This is a genomic window from Paractinoplanes pyxinae, from assembly GCF_026626335.1.
In the GTDB taxonomy this organism is placed as follows: Bacteria; Actinomycetota; Actinomycetes; order Mycobacteriales; family Micromonosporaceae; genus Actinoplanes; species Actinoplanes pyxinae.
The window spans coordinates 221,722-236,058 of the sequence record NZ_JAPNTZ010000002.1; the positions used below are offsets into that span (position 1 = coordinate 221,722).

Sequence of the window (14,337 nt, forward strand, 5' to 3'; positions counted from 1 at the left end):
TCCAGTAGGTTTAGGGCCACACTACCGCGTGGGCGGCCGGGGTGGCGGGAAGTCAGCCGATCAGGATCACGCGGCGCTCGCCGGCCGCGCGGGAGGTGCTGGTCAGCTGGGACAGCAAGCGCTGGCGCACCGCGCCAGATCGATCGCCAGGTCGGCGATGAGAGGGATGCCCTTCCGCTGCATGGTCAACATGCTGCCCGGCCGGGAGTTTGTCGTCAAACGCCGTCCAAGATCTGAGAGCCGGCAATAGGAAGGGAACAAGATCGCTATTGCTGATCCGGATAAATCCGGACAGGGGCGAGACATTCCATTGCGTACGGCGGCCGGTTATCCAAATCGGCCGATCGAACCGGTTCGGCATGGCTCATCCCCGTACGCACAAGGCTTTCTGTCCGCTTGAGAGGTCGGGCCCGGCTGCCGTACTTGAAAGAAGCTCACAGCAGTTAGCCTCTTTCCTGACAAAGATGGAATGCGGCACTCCGGAGTCGCGCCGACACGCTCCGTCAGCGAAATGCGCCGATGGGTCGCCGGATCGGTTGATGGCCTCAGCCGTTAAGGCGGAAATCAAGCTGAGCAGGGGCTCGGCAATCGAGAAAGCTATATGGTGACGTCGCCGCCGAGAACCGGTGCCGGAGGCAGCCTCGCCCCCTCCTCCGACCCCCCGATCAACGAGGACGGACACGTGTTGAAGTCACGCCGCGGTCTACTAGCTGCAGGCCTAGCGGTTGCCGTGGTCGGCGCCATCGGCGTCGTCTCTACCGTGAATGCGGGCGCCGACCAGATCGCGAGCCCGCCCGAGGCGAGTTCGGCCCCGGCGGTCGCCGACGACGCCCCCGATCCCGACGCCGATGCCGTGGTGGCCGGCGCCGCCGATGCAGCGACACCGCCGCCGGTCCTGCCCTGGGGCGCTCGGCCGACCCGGATCAAGAAGGGTCGCAGCGGCGCCACCAGCAAGACGCTGAAGGCCGAGGGCCTCTCCGCCGCGCCGCCCGACACCACCGGGTCGCTGGTGCCGCGGCCCAAGTACGGGCCGAAAGGCCGCAGCGGCGGGCGGGCCGGGGTCATCAAGGCCGAGCAGACCGATGCCGTGCCGCCGAAGCCGCTGGGTGTGAAGGCGGCCGACAGCAAGGTGAGCTATCTCTACACCGTCGGCTCGCACAACGCCGACACCGCAGGCGTCTTCGCGAACGTCACTATCGGCAAGCCCGAACTCGACAAGGCCGACTTCCACTCGCTGGCTGAGGTCGCCCTCCAGTCGCCTGACGGGAAGCAGATCGTCGAGATCGGCTGGACCGTCGACCGCCTGGTCAACGGCGACGACGACCCGCACCTGTTCGTCTTCCACTGGGTCAACGGCGAGCCCACCTGCTACAACAAGTGCGGCTTCGAGCAGGTGAGCCCGAACGTCAAGCCGGGTGCCACGCTCGCCTACGGCGTCACGAAGAAGTTCGGCATCCAGTACTTCAAGGACGCGTGGTGGGTCGCCTACGACAGTGAGTGGGTCGGCTACTTCCCCGAGAAGATCTGGAACAACGCGGGCATCAAGTTCGACCGCTCCGGCTTCCTGCAGGTCTTCGGTGAGGTGGCCTCCAGCCGTCCGCTGCCGTGCGGCACCGCGATGGGTAACGGCACGGGCCCCGACAAGGACACTGCGGCTCGATTCTCCAGCGTCGGCTACGTCGACGGCCCGCCGGTCGACCTCTTCATGCGCAGCGAGACGCCGTTCTATCAGTTGAAACCGGCCAAGGACGTATCGGTCGAACCGCCGGTCGACTCCAAGCGGTCGTTCCGCTTCGGCGGGCCGGCCTATCCGGAGGCGTTCTGCAAGCCGCCTGCCTCCTGACATGTGACGCGATGCCCGGTCCCGGCGAGGGGGACCGGGCATCGTTCTTATTGTGAGGCACGTCGTCGCAAGCCCGGTCGAACCGAGTTCACCACCGCGGTGTACAACGTGGTGGCGGAGCGTTGGTCGAGAAAGCGGGCGCGGATGAGGCGACGGGTGAGCCCCGACGAGGAGCTGATGACCGCGCTCTACACCGAGCACTACGCGGTCCTTCTCAGCTTCGTCCTGCGTTACGTGCACGACCGGCACCGCGCCGAAGACCTCGTGCAAGAAACTCTGCTGCGGGCCTGGAAGCACATCGACCATCTCGATCCGGACCCCGGCCGCACCCGTTCCTACCTACTGACCATTGCCCGCAACGTGGTGACCAACGCCTGGCGGGCCGAGCAGCGCCGCCCCCACCTGGTGGCCGACGAGGCCGCGGTCAACGCGATGCCGTCGGCCGACAACGTCGACCGGATGGTCGAGGGCTGGCTGGTGGCCGAGGCTCTTGAGCGGCTCTCGGCCGACCACCAGGCGGTGGTCCGGGCCATGTACTACGAGGGGCAGAGCGTGGCCGACGCGGCCCGCCAGCTCTCGGTGCCCGAGGGCACGGTCAAGTCCCGGGCCTATTACGCGGTGCGGGCCTTGCGCACAGTGTTCGAAGAGATGGGGGTGCTGCGGTGAGCACCGACCACGATGAGCTGCACCGCCTGCTCGGCGGCTACCTGCTCGGCGGCCTCGACGAGGCGGACACCGAGCGGCTCGACGAACACCTGCGCGACTGCGACCGCTGCCGCGACGAACTCGACCGGCTGGCCGCCGTGCCCGAGCTGCTGCGCCGGCTGCCCGAGGCCGAGCAGGTCGACGACGATGTCGCGGCCGCGCCGGTGAGCATGTCGGCCCGGCCGAGCCAAGAGAACATCGACGGCCTGCTGCGCCGCATGCGGGCCGAACGCACCCGGCAGAGCCGCATGGCCGGGGTTCGCTGGCTGGCCGCCGCGGCCGTGGTGCTGGTGGCGGTGGCCGTCGGCATCGGGGTGGTGCGGGGCAGCCGCGAGTCCCGGCAGCCGCAGGTGCTGCCGAGCCCGCAGCTGGTGACCGCCCAGTTCCAGCCGGCCCAGGGCAGTGGCATGGCCGGTCAGGCGGTGCTGACGCCGAAGACGTGGGGCGTGTCGGTGTCGCTCGACGTCAGCAAGCTCAGCGGCGACGGCCCGTTCCACTGCCAGGTCCGGGGCTCGTCGGGTCAGGTCGAGCAGGCGATGGTGTGGGGGCCGACGCCGAGCGGCAACGCCAAGGTGATCGGGGCCAGCTCGATCCAGCTGCGCGAGGTCAGCCGGATCGAGGTGCAGGACCACGACGGTCACGTGCTCGGCTCGGCCGACGTGGATTAGGTCACTCGTCTCAGCCGTACGAGATAGGTCTGCGCCACCACGACCAGGGCCAGGAAGGCGCCGCTGATCACCTGCTGCCAGTTGCTGTTGACGTTGCCGACCTGGTTGATCAGGTTCTGGATCACGCCCAGCAGCAGCACACCCGCGATGGTTCCGGCGATCGTGCCGGCCCCACCGGTCAGCAGCGTCCCGCCGATCACCACGGCGGCGATCGCGTCCAGCTCCATGCCGGTGCCCAGCACGGTCACGCCCGAGCCCAGCTTGGCCGCGTTGATCGAGCCGGCCAGGCCGGCCAGCAGACCCGACAAGACATAGACCCAGACCTTCGTACGGCGTACCGGCACCCCCATGAGGCTGGCCGCGTCCTCGCTACCACCGACCGCGTACACCGAGTGACCGAACCGGCTGCGGGCCAGCACCACCATGCCGATCACGACCAGCGCCGCTACCAGCCACACCTGATAGCCGATGTCGAGGAACGAGCCGTTGCCCAGCTTGCGGAAGGCGTCGTTCTGCACCAGATAGGTGTTCGAGCCTTCGGAGCTGATCGCCCGCATGAGCCCACGGGCGCCCAGCAGCGCGGCCAGCGTCACGATGAAGGGCGCCATTCGCGTGTACGCGATGAGGAGCCCATTGGCCAGGCCGATAGCCCCGCAGACGGCCAGGGGCAGCGCGAATGCGGCCAGAATGCCGTACTGCGACGCCCACGCGGCGAGCACGCCCCCGAGCACGTAGAGCGAGCCGACCGACAGATCGATCCCGCCCGTGATGATCACGAAGGTCATGCCCAGCGCGATCAGCATCGGCGGCGCGGCCGCGACCAGGATGGTGGCCGCGTTGTCGAGGCTGCGGAAGTTGGGGAAGGCCGCGACGGCGATCAGCAGCACCACGATCAGGACGGCCAGCGCGCCCTGCCGCTGGACGACGCCGACGATCCGGTCGTTCCGGTCGGCCTTGCGGATGTCCTCGGCGACGATCGCCGGAGGGTCCGAGACGACTCCCATGGTCACCGGGTCTTCCTCTCTCGGGCCACGTAGACCGCGATCAGGATGATCACGGCCTGCACCATCTCGGTGGTGGAGGGCTGCAGGTTGTGCTTGATCATCGTGGCGATCACCAGCTGCATGAGCAGGGCGCCGGCCACCGTGCCCAGCACCCGCACCTTGCCGCCGGTGAGCGGGGTGCCGCCGACGACCACGGCGGTGATCGCGGACAGCTCGATGAGCAGGCCCACGGCGGACGCGTCGCTGGACTGGATGCGGGCCACCGACAGCAGGCCGGCGATCGAGGCGAGCACCGCGCACACCACGTAGACGGTGATCAGCACCCGCTTGACCGGCAGGCCGGCCAGTTCGGTGGCCGGCCGGTTGCCGCCGATGGCCAGCAGCCGCCGGCCGAAGACGGTGCGGCGCACCACGAACGCGATCACCAGCACGAGCGCCGCGGCGATCCACACCAGCACCGGAATGCCGAGCAGGTCGCCCGAGCCCAGGTAGAGCAGGTTGGGGTCGCGGATGTCCTTGAGCTTGCCCTCGCTGATCACCACGGCCAGACCACGTCCGCCGACGAAGAGCGCGAGGGTGGCGACGATCGGTTGCAACCCGACCTTGGCCACCAGCACCCCGTTGATCAGTCCGACCGCCACGCCGGCGAGCAACGACACGAGAACGGCCGCCACCACGCCGTACCCCAGATAAAGGGGTATGAGGGCGGCGGCGAGGGCCATGACCGAGCCGACGGAGAGGTCGATGCCCTCGGTGCCGATGACCAGGGCCATGCCGAGCGCCACGATCACGATCGGCGCCACCTGGATCAGCTGGATGCGCAGGTTGCTCCAGGTCAGGAAGTACGGGGTGAAGAAGATGTTGTACAGAACCAGCAGGACGATGGCGATGTAGACGCCGTACTTGGGCAGCCAGGCCCGCAGGCGGGCGCCGTCGATGGTGGGCCGGGCGGCCACCGTTTCAGTGCTCACGGGTGTCCTTAGCGATCGTGGACATCAGGTCCTCGGTGGTCACCTCGTCGCCGGTCAGGGTGCCGACGACGACCCCGTCGCGCAGCACCACCACCCGGTCCGAGCCTTCGACCAGTTCTTCGGCGTCCGACGAGACGAGCACGACGCCGAGCCCCTCGGCCGCCAGTTCGTCGATCAGCGACTGCACCTCGGCCTTGGCCCCGACGTCGATGCCCCGGGTGGGCTCGTCGAGCAGCAGCACCTTGGGGTCGGTGGCGAGCAGCCGGGCCAGCAGAACCTTCTGCTGGTTGCCGCCGGAGAGGTCGCCCACCGCCTGGTCCGGGCTGGACGCCTTGATCCGCAGGCGGGTCATGAAGCGCTCGACGATCGCGTCGATCTTCGCGTCGGACACCAGGCCGCCGCGGGAGACGCGGGGGAGCACGGCGAGGGCGATGTTCTCGCGCACCGACAGGCCGGGGACGATGCCCTCGGCCTTGCGGTCCTCGGGCTGCACGGCGATGCCGGCTCGCACCGCGCGTACGGGCGTGGGCTTCCTCAGGTCTTTGCCGTCCACCTCGATGTCGCCGCTGTCCAGGTGGTACGCGCCGCCCACGGCCTTGATCGTCTCGCTGCGCCCGGCCCCGAGCAGGCCGCCCAACCCGACCACCTCGCCCGGGCGCACGTCGAAGCTGACGTCGTGCAGCTTGTGCCGGCTGTTCAGCTCGCGCACCCGCAGCACGGGCGGGGCCTGGTCGTCGCCGGTGGCCGCGCCGGAGAAGGCGGTCGCGCCCTCCCGTCGTACCTCGGCCATGTCGCGACCCAGCATGAGCGAGACCAGCTTGATGCGTTCGAGGTCGGCCAGCCGGCCGGTGTGCACGAGCTTGCCGTCGCGCAGGATGGTGACCGCGTCGCAGATCTCGTAGAGCTCGTCGAGCCGGTGGCTGACGTACACGATGCCGATGCCGCGGGCGTGCAGGTCGCGGATGACGCCGAAGAGGGTCTGCACCTCGCGCGGCTCGAGCGACGAGGTGGGCTCGTCCATGATGACGACCTTGGCGTCGATCATGACGGCGCGGGCCAGGGCGACCATCTGCTGCGCGCCCAGGGCCAGAGTGCCGAGCGGGCGGCGGACGTCGGCCGAGACGCCGTAGTCGGACAGGATCGTACGGGCCTCGCGGTCCATCCGCTTGCGGTCGATCAGGCCGAAGCGGTTGCGGGGTTCCCGGCCGAGGAAGAGGTTCTGCGCCACGCTCATCAGCGGGACAAGGTTGACCTCTTGATAGATGGTCGAGATGCCGGCCCGCTGGGCGTCCATCGGCGTGCCGAACTGCGAGGGTTTGTCCTGGTAGCGCAGCTCGCCCCCGTCTGGCTGGTAGACGCCGGTCAGCACCTTGATCAAAGTGGACTTGCCAGCGCCGTTCTCGCCGACCAGCGCGTGCACTTCGCCCGGTTTCAGCGTGAAGGAGACTCCGTCGAGGGCGCGTACGCCCGGAAAGGTCTTCGAGACGTCGACGACTTCCAGCAACGCCATATGGTTCTCCTTCGTACGGGTGCCGGGCCGGATGGTCAGGGAACCACCCGGCCCGGCGTTTCTCGCGCTACCCCAGTGGGGCAGCGTTGTTCCAGGTGGCGTCGGCGTTGTAGCTGCCGGCGCCGTCCCACGTGTTGCCACCGCCGTTGGTGGCGATGTAGACGGCCTCGGCGTAGTGCCGCCAGTAGTAGCCGGGGTAGTTGATCGATTCGAGGGAGATGTTTCCGGCCCCGCCGTTCAGGCCGGGCTGGCCGCAGAAGGTGGCGTCCTGCTGGAACGTCGCCGACCCGTCGTTGGTCGCCGTCTGCAGCCGGTAGTTGGCGTGCCGCAGGAAGCGGCCCGGGTAGTTGACCGATTCGAACGTGTAGCAACTGTTGTCGGCCAGGCCGGTGCGGACGGTGAAGGTGGCGTCCTGCCGGTCGGTGGCCGGGCTGCTCGTGGTGATCACGTCGGTGCGGGCCAGGCTGTCCCGGTGCCGCAGGTAGCGGGTGTCGTAGCCGGGCGTGGTGACCCGGAACGACCGGTTCTGCCCGACGGTCAGGTCGGCCCCGCTGCGCCACAGCGGGGCGCCCACGGCCCAGGTCGCGTCGTCGTTGAACGACCCGCCGGTGCTCGCCTCGACCCAAACCTGTTCGGCGCGGTGCCGCAGGTAGCGGCCGGGGAAGTTGGCCGACTCGAGCGACGTGCCGCCGCCCGACAGGCCGGGACGGGCGCAGAAGGTCGCGTCCCCGGCGAACGAGCCGCCGGTGTTGGCCTCCCGGTAGACCTGCGAGTTGCGGTGACGCAGGTACTGACCGGGGAAGTTGCGCGACTCGAACGAGTAGCAGGCCGCGTTGGACAGGCCGGGACGCACCCAGAAGGTGGCGTCCTGCCGGTCGGTCGTCGAACTCGACGTCGAGATGACGTCGGTGCGCGCGACGCCGGCGGCGTGCCGCAGGTAGCGGTTGGTGTAGCCGGGCGTGGTGACCTTGAGCGAGGCCAGCCGGTTGACCGAGAGCGTTCCGCCGCTGGCCGCGCCGAGCACCCGCAGGTTGACCTCGCGGACGCGGGCGAAGTCCATCTTGCGGATCTGCCGGTCGTACGTGAAGAAGCCGTTGAGCTCCTCCTCGACGTCGGTCGGTTCGGTGTAGACGGAGCCGGACAGCCCGTTGCCGTTGATCAGGTCGACCATGCGGCCGGTGATCTGGATGTATCGGTTGGTCAGCGCGGTCGAGTCGGGCAGCCACTCGTACGCGAACTTGCCGGTCGTCGGCCACTCGTGCCCGGGGGTGCGCAGGCCCAGGCCGCCGTACTCGCCGTTGACCGCGAACCGGGTGGCCGTCGGCGGCCGGGTGATGCCGGGACCGACGTACTGGTGGTCGTCGATGACGTCGCCGTTGCCCGGGTCAGGGTCGGAGTCGCAGCAGTTGGAACCGGAGTTGTGGTTCACCATCCGGGTCGCGTCCCAGCTCTTGACCAGGTCGGCGATGCGGCCGGCGTCGTACTCGCCCCAGCCCTCGTTGAACGGCACCCACTGGACGATCGACGTGATGCCCTTGTGCTCGTCGATCATCTCCTTGAGTTCCTTCTCGAATCGCGTACGACCGACAGCCGACGGTTCGCGGCCGCTGGCCAGCGCGGGCATGTCCTGCCAGACCATCAGGCCCAGGCGGTCGGCCCAGTAGAACCAGCGGTCGTTCTCGACCTTGATGTGCTTGCGCACCATGTTGAAGCCGAGCGCCTTCTGCTGTTCCAGGTCGAAGCGCAGCGCGGCGTCGGTGGGCGCGGTCGAGATGCCGTCGGGCCAGTAGCCCTGGTCGAGGGTGCCCAGCTGGAAGACGAACTTGCCGTTGAGCGTCGGGCGCAGCACCCCGCCGAGCATCGCCTTGCCCAGCGAGCGCATGCCGAAGTAGCCGCCGACCGCGTCACCGCTGGCCAGGGTCACACGGAGGTCGTACAGGAAAGGATCGTCGGGGGTCCAGAGGTGCGCGTTGGGCACCGGGATCCGGAACGACGAGCCGACCGTGCCGGTGGCCGAGCCGACGACCGTGCCGCCGCTGAGCACCTGCGCGGTGGCCTGCTGACCGCTGGCGTTGGCGGCCTGCACGACCAGGTCGAGGCCGCCGGCCGACACGTTGGGGGTGGTGTCGAGCCGGGTGATCCGGGCCGGGTTGGTCGGCTCCAGCCACACCGTCTGCCAGATTCCCGAGTACGGCGTGTACCAGATCCCGCCGCGGCTGAGGCGCTGCTTGCCGACCGGGATGTCCTGGCCGTTGGTCGGGTCCCAGACGCCGACGATGATCTCGTTGCTGCCGCTGCGGAGAGCGCTGGTGATGTCGTACGAGAACTTGTCGTAGCCGCCCTCGTGCGTGCCCAGCAGCGTGCCGTTGACCCAGACCTTGGACTGCCAGTCGACGGCGCCGAAGTTGAGCTGCACGTTCTTGCCCGACCAGCCGGCCGGAACGGTGAACGTGCGCTTGTAGTACGAGTAGTCCTGGCGTCGCATGATCCCCGAGAGCGCGCTCTCGATCGGATATGGCACGAGGATTTCCTCGCCCAGGGTCTGTCCCGTCGGCGGGGTGTTGATGTTCGAGGCGCCCGCGAACTGCCAGATGCCGTTGAGGCTCTGCCAGTCGGTACGGGTCAGTTGGGGGCGGGGGTATTCGGGGAGCGGGTTGGTGGTGCTGACCTGGCCCGTCCACGGGGTGGTCAGCGGCGGCGTCTTGGGGACGAACGCGGCGGCCGGTCCGGTCGTGGCGACGAGCGTGCCGGCGGTGGCGGTCAGCGCGGCCACGGCGAGGGCCAGCAATCTTCGGGGATGTGCGGTCACGTTCTCTCTCCTTCGAAAGAGTGAGCCGTGCGGGGATGCACACATACTGACGTGAACGAACACAGTCAGCAATAGACAAACTTCAATGTGTAAACAGGCCCGGCGACAGAGGCCGCCGGGCCCGTCACTCAGTAGGCGCTACCGATGTCCGACTTGGCGTTGTCCGTGCCGTATTGCCGGTCCTCGATGATGATGTCCTGCCCGACCGGCTCGCCGTTCAGGAACTTCGTCGCCGTCTCGAACGCCAGCGGGCCGAACCGCGGGTTCGACTCGATCACCGCGGACGCCCAGCCGTCCACGATGGCCTGCACAGCGCCCTTGGTGCCGTCGATCGAGACCACCTTGACGTCGCCGGCCTTCTTGCCCGCGCCCTTCAGGGCGGTGATGGCGCCGAGGGCCATCTCGTCGTTCTCGCCGTAGATCCCGTTGATGTCCGGGTTGGACTGCAGTAGTTGCTCGGTGACTTTCTGCCCTTCCTCGCGGGCGAAGTTGCCCGTCTGTTCGAACACGACCTGAATGTCCGGCGCGACCTTGGCGATCTGCTCCTTGAAACCGCTCGTGCGCAGGGTGGTCACGTTGTTGCCGGGCGAGCCCAGCAGGATCGCGACCTTGCCCTTGTTGCCCATCGCCTTGGCCATCTCGTCGGCCGCGCGCTTGCCCTGCTCGGCGAAGTCCGACCCGATGAAGGTCAGGTAGTCCTTGCACGGGTCAGCGTTGATCTTGCGGTCGATCGTGATGATCGGGACCTTCTTGGCCGAGGCCTTGGCGAAGACGGAGTCCCAGCCGTCCGAGTTGAGCGGCGCGATCACCAGCAGCTGAACACCGGAGTCGATCATCTGCTCGACGTCGCTGATCTGCTTGTTGAACTGGGAGTTCGCGTTCGTGGTGGTGAGCTGGGTGATGCCCTGCTTGGCCGCCTCGTCCTTGATGGACTGGGTCTCGGCGATGCGGAACGGGTTAGCCTCCTTCTCGGACTGCGAGAAGCCGACCTTCGCCGTCTTGAGGTCGAACTTGGTGCCGCCGAACTGGTCGAGGGTGCAGGTCGCGGCGCTGGGATCGGCCGACTGCACGACCTGGGCGCCGGCCGACGCGGGCGTGTCGCTCGCGGTCGTTCCGTCGTCCTCGGACTTGGCGCAGGCGCTGGTGAAGAGAAGGGCCGCACCCAGGATCGCGGCCGCCGGCCGCCAGCGGCCGGGAGAAACGCTCATGACAGAGCTCCTTAGCGGTGGATGTGACATCGGGGAGTAACCACCTCGAAACACATTCACGCACTATCAAACTTTTTCTGTCAAGACTCCGCACCATAGGCGCGCACGAATGCACGCGATTCAAGATCGTCTTGGCAACTTCGGCTTGATCAAACCATGGGAGTCGATGTGCGCGCGACGTCCCAGCGCGCCGACATCGAGGCGTACAGACGGCGGGCCTCCTCGGGCCGCTCACCGCTGAGCACCGCGGCGTCCTCGAGCGCCGCGGCCAGCTCGAAGGTGCGGCCGACCTTGCGGTAGTGGGCCGCCGCGGCCAGGGCGGGGGCCGGATCGCCGTGCAGCAGGGCCTGGCAGCGCAGGTTGGCCGCGTACGCCCGGGCCGGTCGCACCTCACGCGCGGCCTCGGTCGCGCAGATCGCGGCGGCCTGGTCGGCCACCTCCGGGCGGTCGTGCCGGCGGGCCAGCCGCAGCACGTCGGGCAGCCACTGGTGGCGCAGCATCATCGGCGCGTAGGCCGGTTGCAGCAGCGGCCCGAGCAGGTCGAGCGCCTCGTCCGGCCGGTTCCGCTGCTCGGCCGCGAGCGCCCGCGCCACCAGCAGGAAGTCGCAGTTCTCGCGCTCGGCCTCGCTGGCCGGCACCGCGTCGGCCGCGCCCAGGTGAGCCGCGGCGAGGTCGCGCGCGCCCCGGTGCAGGGCGATCAGGGCGGCCACCCCGTGCAGCAGCATGGTCACCGCGCCCGGCTCGCGCTGACCGTGGAACGTGATGCCCGGGCCGTCCTCGGTGACCGCGCCCACCTCGGCCAGCGCCTCGTCCCAGCGGCCCAGCCAGTAGTCCTGCACGGCCGTCGCCACCTGCAGCCCGGCCGGCGCGGTGCGCAGCGTCTCTTGCGCCTCGTCGAGCCGGTCCAGGTTCTGCAGCGAGAACAGCCGGTTGTCCAGCAGGTCGACATAGGTGCCGGCCAGCTCGGGCCGGCCGCGGACCACGTTCAGGGCCCGATCCACGTGCTCCAGCGCTCGCTCGTGGTCGCGGCGGATCGAGCTGGTCAGCCAGATCGTCTGCAGGGCGAACGCCGTCTCGTAGGGCTGGCCCGCCGCCACCGCCTCGTTGTAGACGACCGTGGCCCGCCGCTCGGCCGCGTCCAGATCGTCGAGGTCGCCCCGGCGGAAGTTGGCCAGCAGCACCCGGTGCCGCGAGCGCCAGATCTCCGGCACCCGCTCGTCGTCGACCGCCTCGTGCAGCATCGCCTCGGCCTCGGCGGTCTCGCCCCGGTGATGGCGCATGGTGGCCAGCAACTGACGCATCTCGGCCCGGTCGCCGGGATCACTCGTCAGGCTCATCGCCTCTTCCGCCTGGTGCAGCGGGACCCGGCCGTGCCGGTACTCGAGCCGGACCAGCGCGACCAGCAGGGTCGCCCGCTGTTCGGCCGAGGGCAGGTCGGTGGCCAGCGTGCGCCGGATCAGGTCGCCGGCGATCTGCGGGGCCCGGCGCACCACCGCCGCGTGATGGGTGACCAGCCAGTTGAGCACCCACGAGTCGGCCAGCGGGGCCGAGGCGTTGAGCTGCTCGGCGACCCGGGTGAGTGGGCTGCCGCCGGCCGCCAGCACCTCGGCGGCGTGCCGGTGCAGACCCGCGCGCAGCGCCGGCGGCACGCTCGCGACCAGGGCCTGGCGCAGGAACGGATGCCGGAAGGCCAGGTCGGTGCCGCTGTCGACCAGCACCGCGGCCGCCAGCGCCTCCTCCAGCGCGCCGACCAGGTCGAGCGCCGACCGGCCGGTGACCGCCACGACCTCGCTCACCGAGAACTCCGAGCCCAGCAGCGCGGCCAGCCGCAGCACCTCGCGGGTTTCGGAGGAGAGCACATCGAGCGCCGCGTGCACGGCGTCGAGCAGGGTCGGCGGCGGCTCGACGGTCACCTCGGGGCCGATGTCGGCCCGGCCCCCGCTGATCTCGACCGCGTCCCGCTGCCGCAGCGCCGCGACCAGCTCGCGGGCGAACAGCGGGTTGCCGCCGGAACGGGCCGCCACCTCGCGCAGGTTGGGTCCGGGCGGGGCGCCGACCAGGGCGGTCACCAGGCGGTCGAGGTCGGCCGGGGCGAGCGGGCCGAGGTCGAGCGGCATCTGCTGGCGGGCCCGGATGCGGCGGCGCAGCTCGGCCTGGTGCGCGTCGGGCCGGGCCGCGGCCACCAGCAGCAGCGGCAGCTGACCGACCAGGCCGAGCAGCCTCTCCCACACGCGCACGGTGGCGCTGTCGGCCCACTGCATGTCGTCGACCACCAGCACCAGCGGGGACGTGGCGCAGGCGGACCGGACGGCGGCGACGATCTGATCCTCGGCCGGTCCTTCCGTCTCTTGTGGACGCCGCGAGGCCGTCTCGAGGCCGAGCGCCCGCGACAGCACTTGCAGAGGCACCCGCGAGCCGAGCTGGTCGGCCGCGCCCCAGGCCACCCGGCAGCCGAACCGGGCGGCGTCGGCGAAGGCGTGGGTGAGCAGTTCGGTCTTGCCGATGCCGGGCTCGCCCGAGATCCAGACCGCGCCGCCGGCGCCGGCCGCCACCGCGCGGACCAGGCCGCGCAGATGATCGATCTCGGCCACCCGGCCGACCCAGGAACGGCCGCCGAGGCCGTCGCGCAGCGCCTTGGCGATCGGCGTCGGCACCACCGTGCGGAACGAATCGGGGGAGGGGCGGGCGGGGCCGCGGTCGGCCGAGCCCGAGAGCAGTTGCCGGTGCAGCGAGCGCAGCGCCGGGCCGGGCTCGATGCCCAGCTCGGCGACGAGGGTGCGGCGGGCCGTGCGGAAGACCTCCAGCGCCTCGCCGTGCCGGCCCGCCCGGTGCAGCGCGCGCATCAGCAACTCGTGCAGCGGCTCGTGCAACGGGTGGTCGCGGACCAGGGCGGTGAGCTCGGCGATCAGCCCGTCGTCGCCGCCCGCCTCGAGCATCAGGCGGGCCCGTTGCTCGGCCGCGGCCAGGCGCAGCTCGGCCAGCCGCTGACGGTCGAGCTCGAGGAAGGGGCCGGCCAGATTGGCGTACGCGTCCCCGCGCCACAGGGTCAGGGCCTCGTCCAGCCGCTCGATGGCGGCCGCCGCGTCCCCGGCCGTGAGCAGTTCGGCCGCGGCCGCGCGCAGCCGCTGGAACCGGGCCGAGTCGAGATCGCCGGATTCGACGCGCAACTGGTAGCCGCCCGAGCCGGAGCTCAGGTTCTCGGGGTCGAGCACCCGCCGCAGCCCCGAGACGTACGTGTAAATGCTGCCCACCGCCGTGGCCGGCGGCGAATCGCCCCAGATCGCGGTGATCAGCTCGTCGCGCCCGACCACCCGCCCGGCGTGCGCGGCCAGCACCGCGAACACCGCCCGCTGCCGGGCCGGGCCCAGATCGAGCTCGCTCCCGCCCAGCCAGGCCCGCACCGGCCCGAGCACGCAGACGCGCAAGTCGTTCGTCACGTGTCCTCCCGGGTCGATGGTGGTGAATGGAGACGTGTCGAGGTGTCAACGGATAACAGAAAGCGCACGGAGGGGCACTCCTCGCCGGGCGCTCTTTCGCCTGGCGGCTACCCCTGCTGAACTAGTTCATCGGCCTTCCGTCGGTGATGAAGGATCCGTGAAGGTTCCCTGAAGGCACTTTT

The 14,337-nt window shown here is 69.9% G+C and carries 10 protein-coding genes; 3 read left to right on the forward strand and 7 right to left on the reverse strand.

Annotated features, from left to right (window positions below):
* Positions 1-52: 52 nt before the first annotated feature.
* Positions 53-361 carry a hypothetical protein gene (locus OWR29_RS05760; RefSeq protein ID WP_267561446.1) on the reverse strand — a complete coding sequence of 103 codons (309 nt, stop codon included), beginning with the start codon at positions 359-361 and terminating at the stop codon, positions 53-55.
* A gap of 321 nt (positions 362-682) precedes the next feature.
* On the opposite strand from OWR29_RS05760, the gene OWR29_RS05765 reads away from it, so the two are divergent.
* The 3 genes from OWR29_RS05765 to OWR29_RS05775 all read left to right on the forward strand — a co-directional run bounded on the left by OWR29_RS05765 (position 683) and on the right by OWR29_RS05775 (position 3,216).
* Positions 683-1,843, forward strand: a complete 1,161-nt coding sequence (locus OWR29_RS05765; RefSeq protein ID WP_267561447.1) for a neprosin family prolyl endopeptidase — start codon at positions 683-685, stop codon at positions 1,841-1,843.
* 144 nt (positions 1,844-1,987) lie between these two features.
* Complete coding sequence (locus tag OWR29_RS05770; protein WP_267561448.1) at positions 1,988-2,509, forward strand: sigma-70 family RNA polymerase sigma factor; 522 nt, start codon at positions 1,988-1,990, stop codon at positions 2,507-2,509.
* Positions 2,506-3,216, forward strand: coding sequence for a zf-HC2 domain-containing protein (locus OWR29_RS05775; protein WP_267561449.1), 711 nt, complete (start codon positions 2,506-2,508; stop codon positions 3,214-3,216). Before OWR29_RS05770 ends, OWR29_RS05775 begins: the two co-directional genes overlap by 4 nt.
* Here the strand turns inward: OWR29_RS05775 and OWR29_RS05780 are convergent.
* The 6 genes from OWR29_RS05780 to OWR29_RS05805 all read right to left on the reverse strand — a co-directional run bounded on the left by OWR29_RS05780 (position 3,213) and on the right by OWR29_RS05805 (position 14,155).
* Positions 3,213-4,220 (reverse strand): ABC transporter permease, encoded by a 1,008-nt coding sequence (locus OWR29_RS05780; RefSeq protein WP_267561896.1) that lies wholly within the window; start codon positions 4,218-4,220, stop codon positions 3,213-3,215. The genes OWR29_RS05775 and OWR29_RS05780 overlap by 4 nt on opposite strands.
* 2 nt (positions 4,221-4,222) lie before the next feature.
* Positions 4,223-5,191 carry an ABC transporter permease gene (locus OWR29_RS05785; protein WP_267561450.1) on the reverse strand — a complete coding sequence of 323 codons (969 nt, stop codon included), beginning with the start codon at positions 5,189-5,191 and terminating at the stop codon, positions 4,223-4,225.
* Positions 5,181-6,701: a sugar ABC transporter ATP-binding protein gene (locus tag OWR29_RS05790; protein ID WP_267561451.1), complete on the reverse strand. Its 1,521-nt coding sequence runs from the start codon at positions 6,699-6,701 to the stop codon at positions 5,181-5,183. The genes OWR29_RS05785 and OWR29_RS05790 overlap by 11 nt, the downstream gene beginning before the upstream one ends.
* A 67-nt stretch (positions 6,702-6,768) precedes the next feature.
* The gene (locus OWR29_RS05795; protein WP_267561452.1) at positions 6,769-9,510 is read right to left on the reverse strand and encodes an AbfB domain-containing protein; all 2,742 of its coding nucleotides are present in this window, start codon (positions 9,508-9,510) and stop codon (positions 6,769-6,771) included.
* Positions 9,511-9,638: 128 nt separating this feature from the next.
* A complete protein-coding gene (locus OWR29_RS05800; protein ID WP_267561453.1) occupies positions 9,639-10,718 on the reverse strand; it encodes an ABC transporter substrate-binding protein in 1,080 nt (359 codons plus the stop codon).
* A gap of 149 nt (positions 10,719-10,867) precedes the next feature.
* Positions 10,868-14,155 (reverse strand): ATP-binding protein, encoded by a 3,288-nt coding sequence (locus OWR29_RS05805; RefSeq protein ID WP_267561454.1) that lies wholly within the window; start codon positions 14,153-14,155, stop codon positions 10,868-10,870.
* Positions 14,156-14,337: the final 182 nt, after the last annotated feature.